This window comes from Rhizobium favelukesii, from assembly GCF_000577275.2.
Classification (GTDB): domain Bacteria; phylum Pseudomonadota; class Alphaproteobacteria; order Rhizobiales; family Rhizobiaceae; genus Rhizobium; species Rhizobium favelukesii.
Genome location: NZ_HG916855.1, coordinates 936,881 through 962,455, shown reverse-complemented (window position 1 = coordinate 962,455; position 25,575 = coordinate 936,881). Strand labels below are relative to the sequence as shown.

General features: G+C 60.9%; 19 protein-coding genes and 2 pseudogenes. 5 read left to right on the top strand and 16 right to left on the bottom strand.

The features are described 5' to 3' along the window. Nucleotides 1–127: 127 nt before the first annotated feature. Nucleotides 128–352: a hypothetical protein gene (locus LPU83_RS68085; protein WP_024317885.1), complete on the bottom strand. Its 225-nt coding sequence runs from the start codon at nt 350–352 to the stop codon at nt 128–130. Between the two features lie 523 nt (nt 353–875). Next, complete coding sequence (locus LPU83_RS68080; protein WP_024317884.1) at nt 876–1,271, bottom strand: response regulator transcription factor; 396 nt, start codon at nt 1,269–1,271, stop codon at nt 876–878. A gap of 388 nt (nt 1,272–1,659) precedes the next feature. Between LPU83_RS68080 and LPU83_RS68075 the strand changes: the two genes are divergently transcribed. The 3 genes and pseudogenes from LPU83_RS68075 to LPU83_RS68065 all read left to right on the top strand — a co-directional run bounded on the left by LPU83_RS68075 (nt 1,660) and on the right by LPU83_RS68065 (nt 9,953). Beyond that, nucleotides 1,660–2,298 (top strand): response regulator transcription factor, encoded by a 639-nt coding sequence (locus LPU83_RS68075; RefSeq protein ID WP_024317883.1) that lies wholly within the window; start codon nt 1,660–1,662, stop codon nt 2,296–2,298. Between the two features lie 575 nt (nt 2,299–2,873). Further along, nucleotides 2,874–8,415: pseudogene (locus tag LPU83_RS68070) on the top strand (trifunctional serine/threonine-protein kinase/ATP-binding protein/sensor histidine kinase). Between the two features lie 1,319 nt (nt 8,416–9,734). Beyond that, nucleotides 9,735–9,953 carry a hypothetical protein gene (locus LPU83_RS68065; RefSeq protein WP_024317881.1) on the top strand — a complete coding sequence of 73 codons (219 nt, stop codon included), beginning with the start codon at nt 9,735–9,737 and terminating at the stop codon, nt 9,951–9,953. Between the two features lie 442 nt (nt 9,954–10,395). Here the strand turns inward: LPU83_RS68065 and LPU83_RS74895 are convergent, their stop codons facing one another. The 13 genes and pseudogenes from LPU83_RS74895 to LPU83_RS68005 form a co-directional block, all read right to left on the bottom strand. Beyond that, nucleotides 10,396–11,250 carry a hypothetical protein gene (locus LPU83_RS74895; RefSeq protein ID WP_244656173.1) on the bottom strand — a complete coding sequence of 285 codons (855 nt, stop codon included), beginning with the start codon at nt 11,248–11,250 and terminating at the stop codon, nt 10,396–10,398. Between the two features lie 278 nt (nt 11,251–11,528). Continuing rightward, nucleotides 11,529–11,834: a DUF2092 domain-containing protein gene (locus LPU83_RS75245; protein WP_280178244.1), complete on the bottom strand. Its 306-nt coding sequence runs from the start codon at nt 11,832–11,834 to the stop codon at nt 11,529–11,531. 79 nt (nt 11,835–11,913) lie between these two features. Continuing rightward, nucleotides 11,914–12,183, bottom strand: a pseudogene (locus tag LPU83_RS75240) (DUF2092 domain-containing protein); the annotation flags it as partial. Nucleotides 12,184–12,539: 356 nt separating this feature from the next. Beyond that, complete coding sequence (locus LPU83_RS68050) at nt 12,540–13,052, bottom strand: urease accessory protein UreH domain-containing protein (protein ID WP_024317878.1); 513 nt, start codon at nt 13,050–13,052, stop codon at nt 12,540–12,542. Between the two features lie 213 nt (nt 13,053–13,265). After that, the gene (locus tag LPU83_RS68045; RefSeq protein ID WP_024317877.1) at nt 13,266–14,621 is read right to left on the bottom strand and encodes an NAD(P)/FAD-dependent oxidoreductase; all 1,356 of its coding nucleotides are present in this window, start codon (nt 14,619–14,621) and stop codon (nt 13,266–13,268) included. Further along, nucleotides 14,622–15,983 carry an NAD(P)/FAD-dependent oxidoreductase gene (locus LPU83_RS68040; protein WP_024317876.1) on the bottom strand — a complete coding sequence of 454 codons (1,362 nt, stop codon included), beginning with the start codon at nt 15,981–15,983 and terminating at the stop codon, nt 14,622–14,624. Then, nucleotides 15,980–17,017, bottom strand: coding sequence for a tetratricopeptide repeat protein (locus LPU83_RS68035; RefSeq protein WP_024317875.1), 1,038 nt, complete (start codon nt 17,015–17,017; stop codon nt 15,980–15,982). Before LPU83_RS68035 ends, LPU83_RS68040 begins: the two co-directional genes overlap by 4 nt. After that, the gene (locus LPU83_RS68030) at nt 17,017–17,802 is read right to left on the bottom strand and encodes an SDR family NAD(P)-dependent oxidoreductase (RefSeq protein ID WP_024317874.1); all 786 of its coding nucleotides are present in this window, start codon (nt 17,800–17,802) and stop codon (nt 17,017–17,019) included. The genes LPU83_RS68035 and LPU83_RS68030 overlap by 1 nt, the downstream gene beginning before the upstream one ends. An 80-nt stretch (nt 17,803–17,882) precedes the next feature. Beyond that, nucleotides 17,883–18,506, bottom strand: a complete 624-nt coding sequence (locus LPU83_RS68025) for a malonic semialdehyde reductase (RefSeq protein ID WP_024317873.1) — start codon at nt 18,504–18,506, stop codon at nt 17,883–17,885. Between the two features lie 79 nt (nt 18,507–18,585). Continuing rightward, nucleotides 18,586–19,377, bottom strand: coding sequence for an acetoacetate decarboxylase (locus LPU83_RS68020; RefSeq protein WP_051166737.1), 792 nt, complete (start codon nt 19,375–19,377; stop codon nt 18,586–18,588). A gap of 2 nt (nt 19,378–19,379) precedes the next feature. Next, a complete protein-coding gene (locus LPU83_RS68015; protein WP_024317871.1) occupies nt 19,380–20,495 on the bottom strand; it encodes a DUF4331 family protein in 1,116 nt (371 codons plus the stop codon). A gap of 22 nt (nt 20,496–20,517) precedes the next feature. Further along, complete coding sequence (locus tag LPU83_RS68010) at nt 20,518–21,858, bottom strand: Dyp-type peroxidase (protein WP_024317870.1); 1,341 nt, start codon at nt 21,856–21,858, stop codon at nt 20,518–20,520. A 200-nt stretch (nt 21,859–22,058) separates the two neighbouring features. Next, the gene (locus tag LPU83_RS68005) at nt 22,059–22,781 is read right to left on the bottom strand and encodes a hypothetical protein (RefSeq protein WP_024317135.1); all 723 of its coding nucleotides are present in this window, start codon (nt 22,779–22,781) and stop codon (nt 22,059–22,061) included. 793 nt (nt 22,782–23,574) lie between these two features. On the opposite strand from LPU83_RS68005, the gene LPU83_RS68000 reads away from it, so the two are divergent. Together LPU83_RS68000 and LPU83_RS67995 are read left to right on the top strand one after the other, a co-directional pair. After that, on the top strand, nt 23,575–24,261 hold the full coding sequence (locus LPU83_RS68000) for a TetR/AcrR family transcriptional regulator (protein WP_024317134.1): 687 nt from the start codon (nt 23,575–23,577) through the stop codon (nt 24,259–24,261). Between the two features lie 90 nt (nt 24,262–24,351). Next, a complete protein-coding gene (locus LPU83_RS67995; RefSeq protein ID WP_024317133.1) occupies nt 24,352–24,879 on the top strand; it encodes a hypothetical protein in 528 nt (175 codons plus the stop codon). A gap of 156 nt (nt 24,880–25,035) precedes the next feature. Here the strand turns inward: LPU83_RS67995 and LPU83_RS67990 are convergent, their stop codons facing one another. After that, nucleotides 25,036–25,257, bottom strand: coding sequence for a hypothetical protein (locus LPU83_RS67990; RefSeq protein ID WP_244656171.1), 222 nt, complete (start codon nt 25,255–25,257; stop codon nt 25,036–25,038). Nucleotides 25,258–25,575 lie beyond the last annotated feature (318 nt).

The following is a 25,575-nucleotide window of genomic DNA, read 5'->3' as shown; positions in this document are numbered from 1 at the left end:
TGGAAGTAGAGATCAGTATCGCGCGGCATGGCGCACGGTTGGAATCAAGGGCGGCTGAAGGCTTTCGGCGAAGGGGATACGTATCCAACTCAAAATTCGGATAGCCGAATTCGTCCAAAATTTTAGCCTAAGCCGCGGTCAGCACATCATCGACCTGGACATACGACAACTTGATCTTCGCGGCCTTGTCCCTCAGCGCTGCGAGCTCTTCAGCAACCAGTTCCAGGGCGATCTTCTGGACGGCTGCCTTCAACCGATCCTCGACTTCGAACCTGTCCAGCAGGAAACAAGCTACTGCGTCTGCGAACATTTCCTCTATGGCAGGATCATCGTGCTCCAGTGGGTCAGTCATATTGTACTTCCTTTGGGTGCGGTATCCCTCTTCACTTTGCACCTTCAAGGGTAGTTCCCAGCGTTATCTCAGTCTATTGGACTGAGGGAAGAGTTTCTGAATTCTAGGTATCCTCATCTCCTCCTTTGGTTTAGTACCAGATTGTCGAAGTCTACCGAACTCAAACTCCTGGCGGCCCGCATGTGGTTCCGCCCATCGACTGAGCCCCTTGGCTGCGCCGGATTACGCCCCAAAAGGCAGGCTACGTTAACGCCGGTGGGGTGGTCCGTTGAGGGGGTCTTGCGGCTGTGACGGAGGCGACGGACAGACCATCAAGCGTCTGAATACAACACGAGGAGGCGTCCAAGACCTCCGCGTCCGCAAACGCGATGCGCTTGTACGAGATCGTTCTAGTACGGCGTGAGACAATGCCAATCTGCGGTGAACAATCGAGGCGTATAGTCAGCGGATCGCCGCCGCTCAAAAAAAACCTCCACTTCACCCCATCTCAGAACGGGGCGAGGCCTCCGGAGGTCGTACCACCCTATGATCCGCTTTTGCCCTGGCCGCCGAGACTCAGCGCAGAAAGGATGCAATCAAGCAAAACCTGTTCGCCAAATGGTTTTGTAAGGAAGCCGACAATGTCCCCGCCCAATGCAGTCGGGCGCACGTTCTTTTCCGGAAAAGCGGTGATGAAAACAGTCGGAATGCTCTCGCCCGACGCTACCAGCCTGCGGTGCAGATCAAGCCCACTCATTCCGGGCATGTTGATGTCCGTTACGAGGCATCCCGTGCGGCGAATGTGAGGGGATTTTAAGAAATCATCCGCGGACGAAAAGGTCTCGGCGTCAAAACCCATCGACCTCATGAGCCCCTTGATAGCCGCCCGCATCGGCTCGTCGTCGTCGACGATCGCAATCAGAGGTTTCTTGGTTGGCACTGTCGCCTCCCGACTTCGTCGATTGGCGTCGCGCCAAATCGGCGTTATTGGCGCGATTGCTGGATCGACTTAATTATCGGGCGGCGACAAAGGCATTGCAAGTTATACGATCGTATACACTATCTAAACTTGCTGCGACGAACCGGGGATCTATACGCGCCGTTCGCCGGCTGGCAGGCTCATGGACAGCAAACGCCCTTGGCGGCCGGCCCGCATCCAGCCTTGTGGCCGGGGTAATTATCGCGCATCGTGGCGTGCGAAAGGAAACCCCCTTTCGGCATTAGTGTTCTCATCGCTTGGCTGGCGCAGCCAGCCGGTCTCGCGGGCTGCCACTGTAGGGGTAGATAGTGTACTATCCCAACGTGGATTTACATTAGGGGTTCTGACGTTGACCGAGGCGCAAGCGACCATCATTGTCATCGATGATGACCCCGAAGTCCGGGAAGCGCTTGGCAGTCTGCTGCGTTCCGTCGGCTTTGCCGTCAATCTCCTCGCTTCGGTGGGCGACTTCCTCAGGTCCGGGCGACCCGATGGACCGACCTGTCTCGTGCTCGATGTCCGGCTTCCGGGACAAAGCGGTCTTGATCTTCAGCTCGAGCTGTCGCGAGAAAATATTCAGTTGCCGATTGTCTTCATCACCGGGCACGGCGACATTCCAATGTCTGTCAAGGCGATGAAAGGGGGCGCCGTCGAGTTCCTGACGAAACCGTTCCGAGACCAGGACTTGCTCGACGCCGTTCACATCGGCTTGGCGCGCGACCGCGAATGGCTTGAAAACGAAAAGGCGATGGCGACGGTGCGGGCTCGTTTCGCTAGCCTGACCCCACGGGAGCGCGAGGTGATGGCTTTGGTGGTGACAGGACGGCTCAACAAGCAGATTGCCAGCGCGCTAGGTGTGAGCGAGATCACCGTGAAGGTTCACCGCAGCCAAGTTATGCAGAAGATGGGGACCAGATCCTTGCCCGAACTCGCGCGTATGGCCGACAAGCTGATGCTCGCGCCCGGAAAGGCGCAAACCGGCTCATAAGGTCTTGACTAATCCCCTTCTCATTGCGAACCGCTCCCGCGCCAGAGCCAATCGCCCCGAGACCCTTCTCTCAGAAGCTAGCTCCTTTCCTTCTCCTCCTCGAGACGTTTGTATGTCGATCCATCAACGGGACGCTGGCTGAGCAGAAGTTCGTCGCTGGGGTGTCGGTCCCTGTATTCGAAAGTATGGCAAGAAGAAACCACCGTATAATTTCCCGCCGCTGCTTCCACCGCTACTCTATCCTCGTTGCCTCGAGACAGGCAGGTAGCGAATTCCTCCTTGCTACCAACAAGCTTCGGCACCCCTCCCACCGAAGCTCTGCGGGTCCGAGACCCCTCGACCGCCCAGCCGCCGCTGGGCGGTCGTCGTCAGGAGATCATTCGACGGGCGGGTGATGGCCGCTCGGTTGCTGTGAGGAACAGGCCAGATGTGGTAAGAAGGAAGAGCCGTCGTCACGGTCTGAAATATGTGCTCGCTTTGGCCAAATTGATTGGCGGATCTCGGAAACGAAGTGGCGATGATGACCTAGTCGATAGGTAAGCACATCCTCTTTCGGTCTTGGTGGAGATGAGGGTTTGGAGGTTCTTTGGGAGGACGGTGATCGCGTGTTCCACCGGCAACGGCGCCGAGGTGCCGACGGCAAGTGGAACCCGGTACTGGTCGTGCTTTCGGCCCTTGAGTACCCGACACCTTCAAGCCTCGGTCGCCTCGACCATGAATACGGATTGAAGGATGAGCTCGATAGCGCGTGGGCGGTGCGACCGCTTGAGTTGGTGCGCGACGGAAGCCGGACTATGCTGGTGCTTGAAGATCCGGGCAGCGAGCCGCTCGCCCGTCGGCTCGGAACGGCAATGGAAACGGGACTTTTCTTGCGCCTTGCGATCGGCATCGCCGCTGCGCTCGGCAGCGTCCACCAGCGCGGCCTGGTCCACAAGGACATCAAACCCGCCAACATCCTGGTGAAGGACAAGGGCGCCGAGGTGCGGCTGACCGGCTTCGGCATCGCCTCACGTCTCTCCCGCGAGCGGCAGGCGCTCGACCCCCGAAGTGGTCGCGGGAACGCTTGCCTACATGGCCCCTGAGCAGACCGGGCGCATGAACCGCTCGATCGACTCCCGCAGCGACCTTTATGCGCTCGGCGTGACACTTTACGAAATGCTGACCGGCAGCCTGCCCTTTGCCGCTTCCGACCCGATGGAATGGGTGCATTGCCACATTGCACGACAGCCGATGCCGCCCAGTCAGCGGGCGGCGGATGTATCGCAGACAGTCTCGGCCATCGTCATGAAGCTGCTGGCCAAGACGGCCGAGGAACGATACCAGACGGCGGGCGGCGTCGAGCACGATCTGAGACGCTGCCTCCGTCAATGGGAAAGGGAATCACGGATTGAGGCATTCCCGCTCGGCGAGCGCGATATCGCAGACCGGCTGCTGATCCCCGAAAAGCTATATGGGCGGGAGCACGAGGTCGAGACCTTGCTCGCAGCCTTCGACCGCGTGGTGTTGGGCGGGGCCCCGGAGTTGGTTTTGGTCTCAGGCTATTCCGGCATCGGAAAGTCGGCGGTGGTCAACGAACTCCACAAGGTACTGGTGCCCCCGCGCGGGCTGTTTGCGTCCGGCAAATTCGACCAGTACAAACAGGACATCCCCTATGCGACCTTGGCACAGGCCTTTCAGGGCCTGCTCAAGGGACTCCTGGCGAAGAGCGAGGCGGACTTGGCACCGTGGCGCGCGGCGCTGAGCGCGACGCTGGGACCGAACGCAAAGCTGATGGTCGATCTCGTCCCCGAATTGAAGCTCCTCATCGGCGACCAGCCGCCGGTCCCGGAACTTCCACCACTGGACGCGCAACGACGGTTCCAACTGGTATTCCGGCGGTTCATCAGTGTCTTTGCCCGGCCCGAACATCCACTGGCGCTGTTCCTCGACGATCTCCAATGGCTCGATGCTGCGACGCTCGATCTGCTTGAAGATCTGCTGACCCGGTCGGATCTGCAGCAGCTCGTGCTGATCGGCGCCTATCGCGACAATGAAGTCCCGGCCGCCCATCCGCTGATGCGGACGCTTGACGTGATCAAGACCGCGGGCGGCAAGGTCGCGGAGATCACGCTTGCGCCGCTCACGAAGGACTGTCTCCAGCAGTTGGTTGCGGATGCGTTCCAATGTCAGCTCGATCGAGCAGCCCCGCTCGCACGAATGATGCACGACAAGACCGGCGGCAATCCGTTCTTCGTCCGTCAGTTCCTATTTTCGCTCGCCGACGAGGGAATGCTCGCGTTCGACCATGACGCGGCATGCTGGTCCTGGAATCTCGAGCGCATTCACGCCAAGGGATACACCGACAACGTCGCGCACCTCATGGTCGGCAAGCTTGCGCGCCAGCCGCCCGATACGCGGGAGGCGTTGCAGCAGTTCGCCTGTCTTGGAAACATCGCAGATACCAGGGTGCTTTCACTCGTGCTCGGGATTCCGGAGAAGCAGGTCGCCGGGGCCTTATGGCCTGCCGTCGATCACGAACTGCTCGAGCGTCTGCCAGGCGCGTACCGCTTCGTCCACGATCGCGTTCAAGAAGCCGCCTATTCGCTAATTCAGGAGGACCGACGCGGCGAGTTGCACCTTCGCATAGGGAGGCTGCTTGCGGCGAACACTACGCGGGAGCGGATTGACGATCATGTCTTCGAGATTGTCAGCCAGCTCAATCGCGGAGCCGCACTGATCACCTCGGCTGAGGAGCGCGAGCAACTGGCAGAGTTCAATCTGCTGGCCGGCAAGCGCGCCAAGGCCTCGACGGCATACGCTTCCGCTCTGAACTATTTCGTTGCTGGCACCATGATGCTTTCGGGAGACCGCTGGGAGCGACAGCACCAACTGGCGTTCGCGCTTGAGCTGAACCGGGCCGAATGCGAGTTCCTCCTTGGCGCGCTGCCGGATGCGGAGGGCCGGTTAGCCCAGCTTTCCAGTCGTGCTGTCTGTTCCGACGACCAGGCTGCTGTCGCCTGCCTGCGCATCGATCTCTATGCTGCGCTCGGGCAGACCAGCCGCTCCGCAGACGTCGGTCTCGACTACCTGAGGCAGTATCTCGGCGTCGACTGGTCGCCGCATCCGGACGACGCGGAGGTGCATCGAGAATACGACCGGATCTGGTCGCAGCTTGGGAGTCGCGCGATCGACACGCTCATCGAACTCCCACTGATGAGCGACCCGGCGTCCTCCGCGACATTGGATATTCTCACGCGGCTCGTCGGGGCGGTATGGCATACGGATGCGAATTTGGCATGCATGGCAATATGCCTGGCCGTGAACCTGAGCCTGGAGCGAGGCAACAGCGACGGCTCATGCTACCATTATGTATCGCTCGGCTATATTGCCGGGCCGCGGTTCGGGGACTACGAGGCCGGGTTCCGCTTCGGTCAGCTAGGCTGCCAGATGGTTGAAACACACGACCTGAAGCGTTTTCAGGCGAGGACTTACAAAGATTTCGGGGCTCACGTCCTGCCGTGGAGAAGACATGTCCGGACCGGTCGGGACATCTTGCGGCGAGCGCTTGAAATTGCCAACCAGAGCGGCGACCTCACCTTTGCAGGATACAGCTATGTCAGTTTGAATTCGAACATGCTGGCGGCGGGAGATCCACTTTTGGAAGTGCAACGCCAGGCGGAGACTGGGCTCGCATTTGCGCAGAAGGTGCGGTTCCAGTTCGTCGTAGATCTCGCCAGCGCGCAGCTATGGCTCGTCCGGACATTGCGCGGGTTGACCCGGAAATTTGGGTCCTTTGACGACGACGGATTTGACGAACTTGAGATCGAACGCCGGTTTCTCGAAAATCCGAATCTTGCGGAAACCTGCTACTTCGTCAGAAAACTCCAGGCCCGATACTTCGCGGGCGACTATGAGGCGGCCGTCGATGCGTCGTTGAGGGCCCAGCGGCTGCCCTGGACATCGGTGGCGCATTTCGAAGAAACGCCGGAGCATCATTTCTACGGCGCCCTGGCTCGCGCCGCGTGCTGCGGCTATGAGGGGGAGGACCAGCGGGCGCGGCATAAGGAGGCCCTGGTTTTCCACCACCGACAGCTTCAGATCTACGCGGAGAATTGCCCGGAGAACTTCGAGAACCGCGCCGCACTTGTCGGCGCGGAGATAGCACGTCTCGAAGGCCGCGAAATCGACGCCGTGCGCCTATACGAACAAGCGATCCGCTCAGCGCGCGCCAACGGTTTCCTTCATCAGGAAGCCCTCGCATATGAACTCGCCGCCCGGTTTTATGCGCAGGGAGGCTTCGACGACTTCGCTCGTCTCTATCTCCGCAACGCGCGAGGCTGCTATCTACGCTGGGGTGCCGACGGCAAGGTGAGGCAACTCGACCAGCTCTATCCTGACCTCAGAGGGGAAGAACGCCCGCCCGCTCCAACAAGCACCATGGGCGCGCCGGTCGAGCAACTCGATCTGGCGACCGTAATCAAAATCTCGCAGGCCGTGTCGGGCGAGATTGTCCTTCAAAAGCTGATCGACACGGTCTTGCGCACCGCCGTTGAGCAGGCGGGCGCCGAGCGCGGCCTTTTGATCCTGCCGCGTGGCGGCGAGTCACGGATCGCGGCGGCCGCCACGACTTGCGGTGAAAAGGTCGCAGTGCAGATGCTCGACGAGATCGTCACGGAGTTCACGCTGCCACAATCACTCCTTCGTTACGTGTTGCGCACGAACGAAACCGTGGTCCTCGACGACGCAGCGGTTCAGAATCCATTTGCTGCGGACCCATATGTTTGTCAGCACCATGCTCGTTCAATTGTCTGTGCGCCGTTGCTCAATCAGGGCCAACTGACCGGGGTACTCTACCTTGAAAACACCCTCGCCCCTCGAGTCTTCGCGCCAGCCCGGATCGCGGTGCTGAAGCTGCTCGCCTCGCAGGCAGCAATCTCACTGGAGAATACCCGGTTGTACCGCGATCTCGCCGAACGCGAAGCCAAGATCAGTCGCCTCGTCAAGGCCAACATCATCGGCATCGTCATCTGGGATATCGAAGGTCGTATTCTTGAAGCCAATGACGCGTTCCTCCGCATGGTGGGATACGACAGAGAGGAGCTTGCCTCGGGTCGGCTATCCTGGACGGACCTGACGCCGGACGAATGGCGCGACCGCGACGCACGGACCGTCGCGGAGCTGAAGATGATGGGGGCGGTCCAACCGTTCGAGAAGGAGTACTTTCGGAAAGATGGCACCCGTCTGCCCGTGCTGATCGGCGGTGCATTGCTAGAAGAAAGCAGCAACGAAGGTGTCTCTTTCGTCCTCGATCTGACGGAGCGGCGACAGGCCGAAGAGGGATTACGGAAGAGCGAGGAAGCCCTGCGCCAGGCGCAGGGGCAACTGGCCCATGCAAATCGCGTCGCCACAATGGGCCAGCTCACAGCCTCCATCGCCCATGAAGTCAACCAGCCGCTCGCCGCATCGCTCACCAACGCTCAGGCGGCGTTGCGCTGGCTCGGCACCCATCCGCCCAATCTGGAGGAGGTGACGCAGGCGCTGGACCGGATCGTCGAGAACGCCAAGCGCGCCAGCGATGTCATCGGCCGGATCCGTGCCTTGATCAAGAAGGAGCCGCCCCGCAAGGAGCGGTTCGACCTCAATGAAGCCATTCGTCACGTGATCGCCCTGACCGGCAGTGAAGTCCTCCGACAAGGCGTCGCGCTGCAGACAGAATTCGCGACGGGCCTGCCCTTGGTCGAAGGGGATCGCGTCCAGCTACAACAGGTGATCCTAAACCTGATCATGAACGCAATCGAGGCGATGAGCGGCATCAATGAGGAAGAGCGCGAACTTTTGATCAGCACCGAGGCAGAGGCCTCAGGAACCGTTGTCGTCGGGGTGCGCGACAAGGGTCCAGGTCTTGACCCGCAGACAGCGGATCGTCTTTTCGAGGCTTTCTACACAACCAAATCCAGCGGCATGGGTATGGGCCTGGCGATTTGCCGCTCGATCATCGAGGCTCACGGGGGCCGGATGTGGGCCACCGCTAGTGGATCTGGTGGGGCAATGTTTCTGTTCACCCTGCCTCTCGAACCAGACGAAACCACTGGCGCAAAGCCTGCCGACCAAACCGCAATGTTGAGAGACTGCGTATGACCAAGAACTGGCTGAAGCTCTCGAGCCAGGCAGGTCTCCGCGAAGCGTGAAGGCCTTCGGAAGGTCCTCTCTTCCATCGCGAGACAACGGGGTGCCCCGAACTGGTTCCACCGTCACGCTCGGGCCGACAGGCGGCAGTGGCGGAAGTAACAAACGCATCGATCACGGTGCGCAATCGCGCTTGCGAAAACTGGGCGAAGCGGTGGAGAGCGTCAACCTGTCTACATCGGCTAAAAGTGCTGAGCACCAAGCTCGATGGCCCTCAATTCCGGACCCAGGACGCGACTTCGGCTCAATGCATGGTCGCGGAAATCACTAGAGGGCGGAGATCCCCGAAATCGTCTAAAAGACGGAGAAGCTCGACGGAGTGGCACAAGAGACCGAACCGGGTCCCAGCAACGTATAGGGTGAAGGCAGATCGCCAGGCTTGCAAAGCTTGTCCCCAGGGAGACTTGATCGTTTCGCGTGGCATGACGGAGAACATCATCAAATGAGCCTCCAAGTCCGTAGTCGGCCATGATGAAATATCTGGCGGCGTGTGGAGCGGAGAGCCCGGAGCGCAAGGCCCAGCTTCCCCATATGCGCTGGGAAACAGCGTCAATGGGACCAGCTCGATTTGGATGCGATGGAGTTCGTGTGTCATGGTCTCAATCCTTGGAGGAACGCGGAGCAACGAATAGGCAAACAGTCCGACCCATCGGCTCGCCGGCCACGCATCGCTGGTGAACCGCCTCAAGTCTGTTCTTGATGCAGGCATCGGCGTGATGAGCGCCTTCGTGAGCTAGATGACATTGCCGCGCGGGAGAAAGTATCCTGACCGTAACAGGACGCGGCTCGACCTGCTATTGATCTTGAGGAAGGATCGGGTAGCGAAGAGGAGGAGACGGCTTATACGGGGGTTTAGTAGTCCTTCATCGAGGCCCACTGGCAGAAATCAGACCGCCATCCGCTCCCGCGCGATGAGGCGCCTTCGGCCCTCCTGTTCCCACGGCCGATGACATCGACCAGATGGAAACCCTCGTCCCGAACTGCGTTGCCGCGTTTCCTTGGACGCCTTGAGCGCGCCGCCGCGAGACGTAGGGACGCTTCGAAACGAGTGGCTGAGCCGGCCATAACTCCGTGGCAGCCCGCCCGTGTGCTGCCTCCGTATAATTTGCGCATACACAAGTATCATGGCGGACCTACGAACTTTGCTTTACCTTTTGCTCATGAGTGCTGGCTCCCCAAATTGATCATGTTCGCACCGGCGTCGGCAGCCATTCAGCACACGTTGGAACCACGGCTAATCAGGTTCCAAAACCGTTAGGAAGGGACGCAGAATGCCGACGGTATCTCCGACTCCTATCACGCCTCCAGACGAGCATGTTGTCACCGCCCGAGAGGCGCTTGAGCCCCTCTATGAGAGACTGGAGCTTCACACCGAGGCCACCCTGCTGTCGGCGGCGATGGAGGCCGGATGGCCCGCCGATGAGGCAACGAAGGCGCTGGCTGCCCTTAGATTGCAAGACGCCCTCAATATACTCGGCCGAGAGAATTGAGGTCCAGCATATCGACCTCAGCCCAAGAACAAAGAACGAGATGGAAGGCGTCGCAAAGTTTCCTTTGCGGAGACGACGAACAATTTCGCCGGCGTTCGGCGTCGCCAAGGATTCGAGGGTTCGATTGGAACATCACAACGATGTTCCCGCCTTGCAAACCAACTCCATTCCAGATCGGTGCTCCGACGGAGATGCCGCGTTCCGGCGCCAGCTTCGCCGTATCTACGCGGCAGCCGTGTTCCTTCTAAAACGATCCGGCAAAGCCCCAAAGGCTCGCTTGGTTGCCGTTTAGCGGATCGACCAAGTTATCGACCTCCTCGGCGGTGAGTTTGAGCATATCGACACCGTCGTTGCTGCCAGGGAATACAGTTTTCAATGCGGGCAACGGCCGGACGAGACGTGCGACCGTCCGGCCTGTAACCTTCCCCGTGCTAGGTTGGTTCTAGTTCCCGCGAGGCGCGCGATTGTAATCAGATGGTTGGATGTCGCCCGTGACCGAGATATTTCCCTGGATCCTATAGACTATCCGCAAATTGGCAGCCGCAGCCTGAAGCCAACCGACGGCATCCTCCGAGGTCCATGCCGTTCCCTCCGGCGGTAAACTCTCAAACAGGCCTACGATCAAAGGACTCAAAGAGGAGGAGCTGCTGTTGCCGCCGCCCTGGTTCGTCCCCCCGCCTCCGCCGCCATCGGACGGAGCCGAGCGGATTTGATCGGAAGAGGTCGGAGATACCTCGCCAGAAGGGCCCGAAGACCTGGCGTGAGACGAACTCGAAGAACCCCCGGACGAACCCGACGACGCCGCGTTAGCGGAGCCTGCGCTGCCGTGGGACGAATTCGAATACGCCGCGCCGGAGGAACCCGTAGCGGATCCCGACTGATCTCCATAGGAAGAATACGTCGTTCCGCCCGTGCTCGAGGCGGCTGCCGCACCGGTAACGAGGCCTGCCGCATACCCGCCCAGAACGTAGGCTCCGCGGCGATAGTATCCGCGCCCGTAGTCTCCGCCGCTATACTCTCCGTAACCGTAGTCGCCGACGCCGCGGTCTCCACCACCATAGTATCCACGGCCAAAGTATCCGTTGCCGTTGCCCGAGACCTTGAGATCGCCTGAGTTGTTGACGGTGAGGTTGCCTGAGTCCTTCGCGACGATATTGCCCCCGGAGTTCATGAAGGCGCGGTTCCCGACGACGTTGCCGCCCGAGTTCAGCGTGTTGCGGATATTTCCGGACACATTGCTCCCTTCGCGGCCGGGGCCCTCCGCCAGTCGCCCCTTTGCGCCGCCGACACCTGGCATACGACTTCTTGGCTTCACTGTAGGACGGTTCTGCGCGCTTATCGGCGGCCGACCGTGGCTCGCCATCGGCGGACGCGGTGTCCGACCCACCTGCGGACGCGGCGACCCGCCAGGCCCTCCCGATGGCAGGTGCGGCATCCCTCCTGACGGGAAACGCGGTGGCCCGCCCATTGGCAGACTCGGCGGACCGCCGGGCGGTGGCGCAAACTGACCGAAGGCCACGTCCGACGTAATGGCCGTTAAAGCGACAAAAGCAAGGCTGGTGCACTTCAGACGATTCATCGCTTGCCGCCTTCCTTTCCCGACGCGACGGCGGGTGTCGAGTCGACCTCTTTCACCCCGGCGGGAGGGTCAAAGGTGAACTCGGAGTCAGACAAAGGAGGCTGGGTCTTCCAGCTCGTGAATTCTGCGATGAACCGGGGTTGGCCCTGCAGCAACGGATAGGTGACGATCAGGCGATGTGGCGTCGCCGCGGTGTTCTTCTCGACCCACAGTTCCAGATCGATACCGGACTTCTGAGAGAAAAACAGATGCCTGCACTCGATGCCGTCGACCTCGGCCGTCCCAACCTGCCAGGCGGCCATGGCATCGCCCAACAGGATTTTTATCCGGAGAAGCTCCAAAAAGTGCGCCCAGCGGAAAATCGAAGTCGAGCTTGTCTGCGACCACCTCAAGCGCGGACGGTATGTCGCCCGACGCGGGGGTCGTCACGTATTTTTTACTGTCGGGATAAAAGAGCGAGGCCGCCTTGCCGTCGTAGAACAGATTGTGCTTTCCGTCATCGCCGGTAAATTCGACGACGATCCGGTCAGGCCGGCGCACGGCGATTTTCATTGTGTGAAAAATGTGAAGCGGTTGTCCGGACTGATCCAAATAAACGCGGATCGTTCTCGCAGTGATCGACAGGTCCCTTGCGAGTAGCGTCTTTCCCATCTGTGAAACGGCGGTCTCGGCCTCGTCGCTGATCGCCGGCTTGAACGGAGGTTCCGACTCATCTGCGCGGGCTGTCGGCAGCGCGGCGAATCCTACGCACACGACGAGCGCGACGGCTTGGACGGCATTTCGAAGTATCGCATTCAAACCTCCCCCGCTTGCGCCATCGACAGTTGGGTCCGCCGCGACCGAACAGCGCAGGCCTTTCAATAGGATTCGGTTCGAGCCATTGCAAACTTTCATGTTCATTTCCTCTTTGATTGAAGATTCATTGATGGCAGGCAGGCCCAACGAAGGTTCCCGCCAGCAGACGTTTTCCACGCGCTTGAGCGTTCGGCGCCCAAGGAATGGGATGCTCAAATGCCTTGGCAAAACCACACGCCTCCGACGATGATCGCGAGCATCGAGAACGTGGACATGAGGCCGCTTTGCACTCTGGCACGTCGGGCGCCGGGCCGACTTGCGAACCAGCCGATGAAGGTTGAAAAGGTCGCCATCGCTGCGATCGTGCCAAGACCGAAGACGAGGAGATAGGCCGCCGCTTCGGTATTCGTGGGCAATGCCAGCGCCGGCACGATACCTAGCAAGTGAGAACTGCCGGCCAGTCCGTGCACCGTACCGACAGCGAAGGCCGGATGCTTGTGCCGGCGACCGTGCGGATAATACCCGTCGGAATGAGTTTCAGCCTGGTCGGCAAATGCTGTCCGTAGTCCCCAGATGCCGATGCCGCAGAGCATGACTCCCACGAAACGTTCGCCCCAGGCGGAGACGACGTCAATGGACAGAGCGCCCCGCAACACAAGCGCGAGCAGCCCAACGCCGATGACGCCGGCGCTGTGCCCGACCCCCCATCGGATCCCGTGCGCCATGCACGAGCTTTGGCGTCGACGGCATAGGGCGCGATGGCTGCAAGGTGATCGGGCCCGGAGACCACGTGAACAAAGCCTGCGAGGAGCCCGGAGGCCAGAAGGGTCGTCAGAAAGAAGGGGGTCATGTCGTAGCCTCTCGGGCGATCCAATTCGCATAGCGGTCAGGGAGCGCGACCAACGTGGCACGGAGCAGTTGTCCGGCCACGGCGCCCATCATCGGTCGGGCAATCGAATGCGCGCTCGGACATGGGAGTTGATCATGTCCGCGAGCCATATCAGCCCGCCACGCCAGAATCCGTGCAGCCGCGACTGATGGCTGCGGTAGAGGAGAACGTGACCGAGTTGTGCCACGCGCCCACGTAGGAAGCCGCCCGTGAACAGTCCGAATTGTCCAAGCGAGCCATAGGCGCCATAGCCGCCTAGCGATACGATCGAACCGAAGTCCCTGTAGGAGAATGAGGGCAGTTCTTTCCCTTCCAGCCAGCCAGGAAGATGGCGGATCAAATGCGAAGCCTGCTGATGCGCGACCTGTGCCGCCGGCGGTAGTGGCCTGCCGGGATCTCCCACGGAAAGACTGGAACAGTCCCCGACGGCAAAGATCCGGGGATCCTGCGTCGTCTGCAGCGTAGGTCGCACCACGATCTGGTTGTTGCTCGTCACCTCGAGCCCGTCGAACGAGGCACAGGCGTCCGAAGCCTTCACACCGGCCGCCCATACCTTCAGCCCGGCGTTGATCTGTGTTCCGTCCGCCAGTCGAAGGCAACCGGCTTCGGCAGCGACGACGCGCGCGCCTGTCAGGACGGTGACGCCGAGTTTTTCGATACGCTCGCGGGCGGCGATCGCCACCCGATCGGGAAACGCACCCAACAGATTCGGCCCGCTCTCGATCAGCGTCACCTTGACCTGGTCGAGCAGGCCTGCTGCGCCGTAGTAGGCAGAGGTATCGGCGAGCTGGACAAGCTCTGCTGCGAGTTCGACTCCTGTGGCGCCGCCGCCGACCACCGCGATGTGCAAGCTGCTCTTGGCGGCCAGCGCTTCGAGCATGTGAGCCATCACCTCGCGATTGAATTTCATCGCCTGGGAACGGCTATCGATCGTGAGGCAGTGATCGCGCACGCCTGGCGTTCCGAAGTCGTTCGCCTCGCTGCCCGTCGCGAGGATCAGCGTATCATAGGAAATCGCGCGCTCCGGCAAGATGGAGCGACCCTCGATTTCCAAGGGCTTCAGATGAAGCTTCCGCTCTTTCCGGTCGATGCCCTTGAGTTCTCCCGTCTCGAACACGAAACGTCGGTTGCGGGCTTGGGAGATGTAGGAGGTTTCCTGCTGGGAGACGTCGGTGGTTCCGGCGGCGATCGTATGCAGCATCGGCTTCCATACATAGGCAGGCTCCCTGTCGACCAGCGTCACGGCGATCGAGGCGTTGCGTATGCTTCCCGGCAGTTTCGAGGCAATTTCAAGTCCGGCGATTCCGCCGCCGACGACGACGATCTGGTGGGGCCTCGAAGGCCTGACACCTTGGTCAGGGTCGTGTCGCTGCAGCTTGTCGGACGGTGTGGATGGATTCGACATCTATCTTCTCCAGATGGCAGTGTCTTCGGCGATTTCGTTGATTGCAGGCGCGTACCCTCCCCGACCGGCTCCCAGCTCGGACGGCTCTACGATCAGCCGTCCGCTGCGGCGGTAGGTGGTTAGAAGGCGCACCCAGTTCCCCAGGATCGACAGCCTTGCATGACCGCCGCCAGACAGGATTCGAAGATGCAGCAGTCCCCACAACAACCACGCTGGAAAGCCGATGATCGAACGGCCGCGAAATTCCGCAACGCCGACGTGGCGGGAGATGGTCGCCAGCTTGCTCGGCGTGAAGGACTCGTAAGGCTTGGAATGGGCGGTGTTTGCAAGCCGGGCGGCGATGAGCCTGCCGACGTATCGGCCCTGATCCTGCGCAACCGACGCCAGGCCCGGCATCGGGCGACCGTCGGGGCCGATAACATGGGCCGCATCGCCGATTACAAAGCACTCGGGATGCCCCGGCACTGAAAGATCATTCAGGACCGCAACCGTTCCGTCGGGTTTGACATGCGCGCCGAGCGTGCGGGCTAGCGCCACTCCCTGGACGCCTGTGCACCACAACACGGTCGCGGCCGCGATATGCTCGTCGCCGACGACAACACCCGTCGCGTCCACGTGAGTTACGGGAACGCCCAGCTTCACCTCGACCCCTTGGTCTTCCAGCGCGCGGGCCGCATAGGCCGAGTGTTGCTCGCTGAATGCCGGCAGCAATTTTGATCCCGACTGGACCAGAACGACGCGCGCCTTGCCGAGGTCGATATTTCGAAAGTCGGATGCGAGCGTCCTTCGAATAAACTCGCTAATCGTGCCTGTGATCGCCACGCCTGTCGGCCCACCGCCGACGACGACCACCGTCATATCGCGCGCCTGTTTCCGACGGTCAGGCTCCAACTCGGCTCGCTCGAACGCCTTCAAAAGTCGATTGCGGGCGGTGATGGCGTCGCCGAGCGACTTCAGTCCGAGCGCGTGTGGCGCCCATTCCGCCTCGCGACCAAAATAACTCGTCTGCGCTCCCGTCGCGACCACCAGGATGTCATAGGCCAGATTGCCGCCTTCGTTCATGACGACAACCCGGCGGGACAGGTCGATGCGCGTCGCCTCGCGCATTTCCACCCGGACGTTGGGCATCTCCTGCAGAAGCGATCGGATCGGCGTCGCGATTTCCGCCGGCTCCAGGATCGAGGTGGCGACCTGGAAGAGAAAAGGTTGAAACAGGTGGTGATTGTTGCGGTCGACGAGCGTGATATCGGCATTGCTGTTGCGCAGGGCGCGTACGGCTGCCAGGCCGGCGAAACCTGCGCCGATGACAACGATCTTGACCCGCGATGTCTGGTTTGTCGCGACGGTGAGGCGAGCGTTCATACGGTGAACTCGCGGGCCAGGGTGGTGGCTTGTTCCGAAGCACTCGCCTTGGAAAGCAGCTTGCGCGACCTCGGCGTGTCGCGGACTCTTAAATTGGCCAAGGCAAGCTCGACCGCTCGCTTTGGCCGATTGCCGATCCCCATGAAGAAAGCCGCCGCATGGTCCGCATAGGCTTCGGGCCGACGCGCCAGCAGCCGCTCATATGCTTCGCCTGCAAGTTCGGCGTGTCTCGCGGACCTGCCGTCGCCGCGCGCGGCGAGAATTTCCGCATAGAGCGCGCGGTACTCCGGATCATCGGAGGCTTCCAACAGGGGGGCGACGAGAGATTCTGCCAGGTCCAGTTTCCCGCGGGCGAACGCCACCTCGGCACGATGCCCGCGTCCCGGAACGTGTGCAGGCAATACCGCGTCGAGCGCTGCGAAGACCGCCTCCGCGTGATCCAGATCGCCTCGGCGCATCGAACTCACTCCCCATTCGAAGAGCAGTTGTCCGCAGGGGAAAGGGGACGCACCATCGTCGGCGTCGAGCGCGGCAGCATAGTAGGTCTCCGCCCTGCCCCATTGATCCATTTCCGCCAGCAGCGTCGCGAGGCTTGCAAGCGTATCAATCCGAGGATTGCGCTTCGCGAGTCTTTCACGCAGGACCAGCGCTTCGTTATAGTATCCCGTCGCCTGAAGCAGAGCCGCGCGCGCTGCTTCAATTTCCTGTCTCGAATATCCAGCCACCAACGCTTGAGCGAGAAGCGCTTTGGCTTTCGCGAAACAGTGGAAGCGTCCCGCCATCTGCGCACGCACATAGACCGCTCTTGCGCAGTTGGACGACATGTCGATCGCCTCAGTGGCGATGGACTCGCCCCGGTCATGGTCCTCGATTCTGCCGAGCACGTCACCGCGGAGAAAGAGGAGCTTCGCGAGCGTGAGCAAGCTTTCGGAACTCCCACCCGCAGCACGCTCCCGCTCCAACCTGTCGATCGATGTCGACAGGTTGGCGAGAGCAATCCGCCCGCTTGTATAGCGATGGGGCTGGATCATCATCAGGAGGCAACCTTGAGGCCGGTCAGCAGCGCAGGATAGCCCCGCGTCAGGGAGCCTCCGTCGATCGCAATCGTGTCGCCATTGATCGATCTCGCTTTGGCGGATGCAAGGAACACGGCAGCCGCGGCGATTTCTTCCGCTTCCACGGCGCGGTTCATCGGGATGACGCTCAGGAACAGGTCGCGCATGGCGGGATCCTCGAGTTCCTTCCTAGTCAATGGCGTTTCCACGAGACCGGGCGCAATGCCAACGACGCGGATGCCTCGGCCACCGAGTTCCAGCGCGCCGCACCGGGTGATCATGTCCACCCCGGCCTTCGCGGCGCAGTAGGCCGCCTGACCCTCGCCGGGTTGGCGTGCGTTCACCGAGGAGATGTTGATGATGACACCCGGTCGTCCCTGCTCGATCATGATCCGGGCCCCATGCTTGACGCCGAAGAAGACCCCGCCGAGCGTCACGGCATGAACTGCTCTCCACTTGTCGGCGGAGAGTTCGGTAAGCGGAATGATCGCACCAAAGCCGGCGCAATTGACCACGACATCGAGCGACCCGAACCTATCGTGCGCCGCCCGCAGCGCGCCTTCGACCTGATCCTCGTCCGAAACGTCGACGACCCGGCCGATGGCGCGGTCGCCAAGCTCACGGGTCGCCTCATCGAGCGCCTTTGCATTGAGATCGCAAAGCACCACGCTCGCGCCCGCTTCGATAAATGCCGTCGCGATGGCCTTGCCGATACCGGATGCGGCGCCGGTCACGACGGCGCCCTTGCCCTTCAACATGTCCATATTTACTTCTCCTTGATCTGTGGAATGGTTTCCACATAGGGATCGGATCCTACGTCCGGACTCCCTTTGGGTTGCAAGCTTCAGAGGATCGTCGCCATCTCGTGGAACGAGAGCCGCGGGCTGCGAGGGAACAGCTTGGCGTCGTTGCCGTAGCCGATGTTGATAATGACGTTTGCCTTGATGTTGCCGTCGGGAAAGAACTCCCGCTCGACCTTGGCTGGGTCAAAGCCCGTGATCGGCCCCGCATCCAAGCCCACGGCGCGCAGCGCAAGAATGAAGTACGCGACCTGAAGGGTGCCGTTTTGAGCGGCACTGCGGGCAGCGAGGTCCGGGTTGTCGGCGAACCTGCTCTTCGCATCGGCGTGCGGGAGTAGAAACGGCAGGTGTTCGTAAAACTCCAGATCATAGCCCGTGATGGCGACGACCGGTGCGCCCATGGTCTTTTCGAGATTGCCGGACATGAGCGCCGGACGCAGCCGCTCCTTGGCTACCGTCGAGGTCAGGAAAAGCACGCGCAGAGGCTGCTGGTTGGCCGAGGTCGGCCCCATCTTGGCGAGGTCGAGCGCGTCACGCAGAAGCGCGTCAGGAACGGGAAGCTCGTGGAAGGCATTGTGGGTCCGCGCCTCGGTAAAGAGCTGGGCCACGGCATCGGCGCCGAGTGGTTCGCCACGACGAAGGCTGTTGCGGTCAACATTGGCAATCATTTGGTTTCCTTTTGCTATTGGAGTATTTGAGGGAAGCGGACGACGAGCGCTGCCTGGGCAGTCGCTCTCCGCGCCACCTTCAGCGCGCTCTAGCGGCGCCGGCCTCAAGGTAGTCGTAGACGACTTCACCGTCGTTGAGCGTCATGTCCCAGAGGTGCTGGCGCCCTTCGAGAACGCGCACGACCGGAAGCGCCGCGACCGGGCAGCCGACATGCGGGACCATGAACAGCTCCGCGGGACCGCCCCATGCGCCCTTCAACCGGACATCGTAGAGATTGACCTTGACAAGCTGGGCGACCTTCGGGGTGCGAGCGTCGACGTCGGGAAGCAGCTTCAGCACGAGCTGGGTGGTCTGCAGTTCCTTCTCGATCTCGGGCAGACGATCCGACAGATCGACCATGCGGTACGGCATGGTCGCAAGCGCGACCTGGGTCCCGCCATAGGACAGGGCACCAGTCAGGACGTCTCGCACGGCCGTCAGTTCAGGCTCGCCGTGTCGCTTTGGAAAGCCCAGGATCTCCCGGCCGGCCAGCGTCGGCGCTTCGCTGTCGAGATATGCTTGGAAGACGTAGATGACCGGTTCGCCCTCGTAGGTGCACGCCACGGAATGGCCGACCTCCGTGTAGGGTCCGAAACCTGTGACTTCCGTCATACGCCGCCATTCTATGGTGACGCGGTTGCCCTCGGCGGGTACGAGAGGTCTTGGGACGACCGCCCGGATGGCCTCCGCAGTGCTCTCGTAGGTGACGACGAGCTGGTGCATGTCTTTGTAGTGCCAAGGCCCGCGAGGATAGCTGGGCCTCAGCGTCGGCATCACTGGGTACTCCAGGAACCAGTCGGTGGCGCTGCCATTGTCTTTCATGATGTTCATGTTCATTTCTCCACAAATGCGGGCATGGAAAGATCCGTCCGCTCGTTGGCTTGACGCACGTAAGGAAAGATTGGTGCGGCCGGATTGGTTGGACCGTCGACGCCATCACCCAGCCGTTCGCCCCGCCCGCCGTTCACGAGAAGCGTGAGCATCTCGTCCAGGATGTCATCGTCGAGCCAGCGACCGCCTGCGCTCGCGTGCGGACGGTTCTCGAGCGCCGCCCGTTCGATTTCGAGAAAATTGCCCGTCGCGAAGGGATGAGCGAGATCCAGGACCAGGTAGTCGTCCATGAGCAGATCGCGCATGGGATGCCGCCCATCCGCTGCCAACTGCCAGGCCATCTCGCCGTCGAGACCGTCGAAGAACGCAAGCGTCGCATCGACACGCGACTCGTAGAGCGGCCGATATTCCCTGGAGAGGGAGAAGGCGTCCTCTTTGTTGTAAAGGTCGCGTAGCTCGACACCCTTGGGATCGCGTGTCGCGTTCGACAGCATCACGTTCTTGATTTCCGGCCGGCCGACACGTTCGAGCCGGATGGGCTTGCTGCGTGCGACTAGCGTTTCCGCAATGGCTCCAATCAAAGTAACGCCATCCAATCCTTCAAGGATTGGAGCGAACGGCACCTCGACGACGATCGTCAAGACGTCGCGAAACTCGACGGTGTTCGTGCCCTTGGCTCCGAAGGAGAGCTTGCCGGAAATGTCCGTGCGGATGGTGGCCTCGACATCCATGAAAAACGGGTCGCTGACCAGTCCCGCGTAGATCCGCATGCCCTCGAGTTCCGAAGGCTCGCCAGTGACGAATCCTGTCTCGCGCCCATCCGATGTGACGATGGAACCTTTCTGGGCCGACGTCCCGTCTGGCACATCACTAAAACGCACGTCGATCGTATAGTCTTCCGGACCGTGCACGAAGCCGGCTCCCGACTGGGTCAGCGGTCGCAGCCGGAAACGATAGGTCACGACATCGCTGAAAAACGACTGCGATGTGGCCATGGGAAACGCATTCATGATCAGGACGAGATTGCCTGGACGTTCCGGGCTGGGAAAGGCGTAGAAATCGGTGATGTCGACGGCGGGGTCGTCCATGACCGCCGGGCCGCTGAAATGATCTGACATTGTATTCGCCTCTTTCGATGGATCAGAATTTCTGTTCGATGATGCCCGCGAGCGCGTTCAGCCCGGGCACGAACAAGTATTCGCCGCCCTTGACCGTGACGAAGGTGGGTAGATCGAAAAGGAACGGTCGCTTGGCGCCTGGCACGGACATTTGCGATCCTTCGCCACCGACGCCATTGATCGGGTCTTGCTCGGCGGGGTCGAGTCCCATGAACTCCCCACCTTTCATCCATTCGGCCTGGACGAACTCGAACTGTCGTTCGATGTCGGCCTGGATGAACAGGTTAATCAGGCCGCGATCGATCCCATCGTCTTCAAGGGCGCCATCCTCAAGATGCGGACCGTATTCGACGCCGCGCCGAAGCAGTCGGTGGCGCCTTACGGCAGTCGCCCGTTTAAGGCGCGTGGCACGCGGGTTGCTGCGACGCAGGTGCGATCCGAGCGGGCACCGCAGGCCTTCGTCGTCGCCGGCATAGGTGAAATCGTTGCGCCGGTCAGGGTCGGCGGCGATGGCCGGATCGTCCTTCTCGGGCGACAGGTCGAGCGGGCAACCGCTCGGCCAGCGACCCATGAGTTTGGCCGCCACCAGGTCCCGATGGTCCTGATCGTCGCTGCCGTAGAGCGAGCGCGCGGCGGTCGCCAGATATCGGCGGAACGCTGCAACGTCCTGGTAGAGCTTGCGGAACACCATGTATGTTCCGTTCACCCGCAGTTCGAATGGTTCGGGCATCATCGTGCCGCCGGGTCCGACCTCGTCTTCATACCCGAGCAGGAACTCGCCCGGTTTCAGCGGACGCCAGGTGCCGTCGTTTTCGAGCGCGCCGTCGCCCGGATAGGCAGGCGTATCCGCGCCTTCGATCGGCGGTTGGGAGATTGGATCGGCAAACCCAAAATGTTCGCCTTCGGACCCGATCCCGCTTTCATGCGCGAGCGCCATGGTATCCTGAACGAACCGGATCTCGACCCCGCCGGTCGACTCGAACTCCTCGCGGAGGATGCGGGTTGCCTCTTCGCGACCTTGATCGGAATCGGTTCGAAGCCAAGCCATTGCGTCAATGTCGGGCCCCCCAAGGCCGCCCTCCCAATGTTCCGGCGAATGGGGTCCGGCGTCGCCTACCGCCCCTGCACGTCCCCCCATGCCGACCCGGAACGCTTCCGGGAAGCTGCCGAGCGCCCGTTGGGAAAGTCCGAGCGCCTTCAGGCCATGATGGGTGAACCCGATGTTGACCGTGAATCGCGTGCCACGCTCCTGTTGGCGCGCATTGACGCGTTGGAACATGTTGCGCAGCCATGCTCGCGACTTCGCCCCGTCGCTGAACCTCAGGAAAACGTGACGGCCGTATCGCAGGAGAATTGGCGTCACGACATTATCCTGGATGTCGTGCAGGTTGCCCTTGAGGTCAGCAGAAGTTAAGCTAGGCTGAGAACCTAGAGTCGGCATTGTCGGAATCCTTGTCTCAAAAAGTCGACGCAGTCGTCAGAAGATGAGGCCGCCCGAGCCGGGGGCGAACTGCCGACCTCATCTTCTGGGAGGTCAGTTGGTGCTGACGGTGTTCGCGGGCGTCATTTGCCGATGTGTTCGGCAACATCCTCGTACTGCCACTGGTGACCGACCTCGGTGTCGATCATCGCGTCGCTTGGCACTTGCTTGTAGGATTCGGCCAGCTCTCCGAAAAACGCGGTGACCATGTCCTCGAGCTTGCCCTCGCCCTTGGCGACCGCGCGCTGAAACTTCTGGGTCTTTTCGTACCAGTCAGCGGCCTTGTAGATCTGGCCGAGGCTGAGGCTCGGAAAAACATCGTAACAGGCCAGGGTCTTGATCTGACCGCGTGCGATATATTCCACGATATCGCTTGCCGTCGCATCCGGGCCGCTTGGACACCCTACGCACTGACCCCAGATCTTCGTCAGGTTCTCCTTCCCATTGAGAACGAAGTCGTCGAAGTATTTGTCGAGACTCCCGTCGAACTGGGAGATGAAGAACAGGGCATAACCATCGAAGTCCTGAGTCCTCGCGACGAACCATCGCGCCGTCCGGATCAAGCCGAGCATCGTCGTCGCCTCCGAGAACGTCTTGCCGGGCCCGCCCCAGACAGGGACCTCTCGGCTGAGCGTGTCCGTGAACGCCACCAGGTCGGCTCCGGACTTCAGTCCCCACATGCCGGTGAACTCCTTCACCTCGTTCTTGCTACCCTTGCCCATGACAAGACCTGGGTAGCGCAGGCCCCACCCGCCGGCGCTCGTGATGGATTCCGATACTGCTACGCTGCGTTCTTCACGATTCATTGAAAACTCCAATCTGATCTGCGCAAACGGCCTTGCGAAAGTTGACGGCGCCCACTTAGGCATCAAAAATGGCAAAAAGTTGGCGACAGCAACATTGATCCTCCTGTGTGTCGACACCACGCAGCTTTCCAACCAAGGTTGACGACTACGGACAACCACCAGAAGACATAGTCAGGCAACGCCCCATCGCGGCGATCTGCACGGGGCCGATCGTAGACAAGGCAATCGAAGTTTTGGGGCGGACCGAACGCCGAGTTTCTCTTTAGGGGGCTCGCCCGTCGAATGGGTGTCGGTCGGAACGGTCCACAAGCGCTTCGCCGACAAGGGTGAGTTTTGGCGGCGTGCCCCACCCTGTGTATGTAGAAAGATGTTCCACCGCGTCAGAGGGGACGAATGCCACAATCGTGTCCGCCTTCATTTACCGCCGACACTGAACGATTCACGTTCCGACCTCGACAACGGCAGTATTGAGCTCCTTTGTCACCGAAAACATCGTAGTCGGAGGAGCCCTCTGCGGCAATTATACGCTCGTTCAATCTCGCTATCCGATGGTGTCTACATTCACGCTGCGGGAAGGACCGCCGAAGACTGCATCCCGCCTTCCAGCGTAAACGCAGAGCGAGAGGTGGAAGAGAAGTTAGGTGCCCGTAAAAGACTGAGGTGTGAGTGACGTGACATTGAGCGGAGCGAGCCGGCCATGATGACAACGACACCTTGTCGAACAGAGCGGCCAATTTCAACATCACCTCCAAATATGTTGACAGAAGCAACTTGAGAGGCTAATTGGACCGGTATGACCCAAAATATTTCCAGCACAGAGCAACGCCCGTACCACCATGGCGACCTGCACAGGGCCATCGTGGATGCAGCGCTCGACGTCCTCAGCGAATCACAGACCACGGAGTTTTCGCTGCGGGAACTCGCCCGTCGGGCAGGCGTCAGCCACAACGCCCCATACAAACACTTCGCCGACAAGCGAGAACTGCTCGCCGCCGTTTCGGCGGTTGGGTTCGAACTGCTGTCAAAACGCATGGCCGAAGCGACCAAAGAACTCGACAGTCCGCGCAAGAGGCTGACAGCCATGGCGCGCGCATATGTCTGCGGCGGCGTCAAAAATCCGGCGCTCTACAGATTGATGTTCGGCGGCTACCTCGCCGGTCAGGACGATGGGCGCCCCGCAATCGAAAGAACCGCGGCCTACAACATGAAAGCACTCATCGTAGGTGCGATTTCTGACGGCGCTCTCGGGCGGCCAATTGCAGATACCGAGGCCAATACCCGCACGATCGATGGGGCCATTCTCATTTTTTGGTCGCAAATGCACGGTCTCACCTTGCTGCTGGCGGACCGCCTCGTCGGCCCTAGCGACAAGATGGAGGAGCTGACCGGGAACGTCCTGCAGGGAATGCTCGACGGATTGGTGAACAGCATCCCCGCGGTGCCAGAAGGCGTTTGGGTAGGTCCTCCGCTGGCGGGGTAGAAGTACCGATGACGAGTCGGAGCTTGTCGGTGAGCGGCCCCGTCATCTTCCTGGTGCACGCCGTGTTTTCGTTCCGGAAGGTGAATTCTCATGGATGCATACATTTCTGCCCTGGTAGGCCTCGCCGGCGTCGCGATCGGCGGCCTGGCTTCGTTCGCTACGGCCTGGGCGACGCACCGGTCACAGGTGAAGGAAAAACAACGCGAGGTCGAGGCTGCCAAGCGCGAAAAGCTCTTTTCGGATTTCATCGCCGAAGCCACGCGGCTTTATGGTGATGCGGTCAGCCATCAGAAGGACGACGTCTCAGATCTCGTGCTGCTTTACGCCCTGGTCGCTCAAATGCGTCTAATCTCATCGCGACCGGTCGTGGATGCCGCCGAAATGGCAATGGAAAGGATCGTCGAAACCTACCTGACCCCTAACCGCTCGCTTTCTGAAATGCGGGATCTCGCGCGTTCCGGCGCAATGAACTTTCTCTTGGATTTCGGTGAGGCCGGCCGAGCAGAATTGGCGGCGGGCACCTATCGACCCGATCATAGGATTTTTGCGGAAAGGTTAAACCATCCGCCGCCTTCCGGCGAGCGAGCAGCAAATACCGAGAGGTCCCTGGTCCCGTGATTAAGGCATGAGCGATATCCGGTCGTTCGACCGTGTAGCTGACGGCCGCCAGTCGACTTGGCGGCCAACAACCTCGGCGGATTTCCGCAGCATGGATGATCATCGCGCCTTCTCAAGGACGTCGGTCAGTTCCGTCCTGATGACTGGACAAACACATTAATCGAACTGTTCGCCATGTCCGATCTGTTCCCGAACTGCGTCCTCGCCATCGGGATCGCCTGCCGGCTCTGGATCGGCCCGGTTAGCATCCGTGAGCGATTGCGCTGCCTCAATGAGAGCGACCGTGATTTCCCGCGTCCCCCAGCCGGCCTCGCTTGCCGATGCAATGATTTCCTCCAACACGGTTCGGGCGGCCTTCGCTTCATTCAAACGATCCACAGCGTCTTCACTTATGGGGGCCGGGGATCGGATGCCGACTGAATCTATCCACGCCTCCGTCAGGGTCCGGAGTTCTTCCCGATCGATAAACTCGTCGGGTCGTCCGGAGTCGCGATCGGGATGGAAGACCGAGACGTCCATTTCATCGGGAAGAGACAGCTCCTGCCTCGCATTCATGATGCCGACGGTAAACCTGGCCCTCGGTCGTCACAGTCACTTCCACGATCTTTTTTTTGCCGGCTGCAGTAACACGTCTACCAAGTTCCGACCCGCCTTGGACGATCATCCAGCGAGGGACTGAGGAAGCAGTGCTCGTGC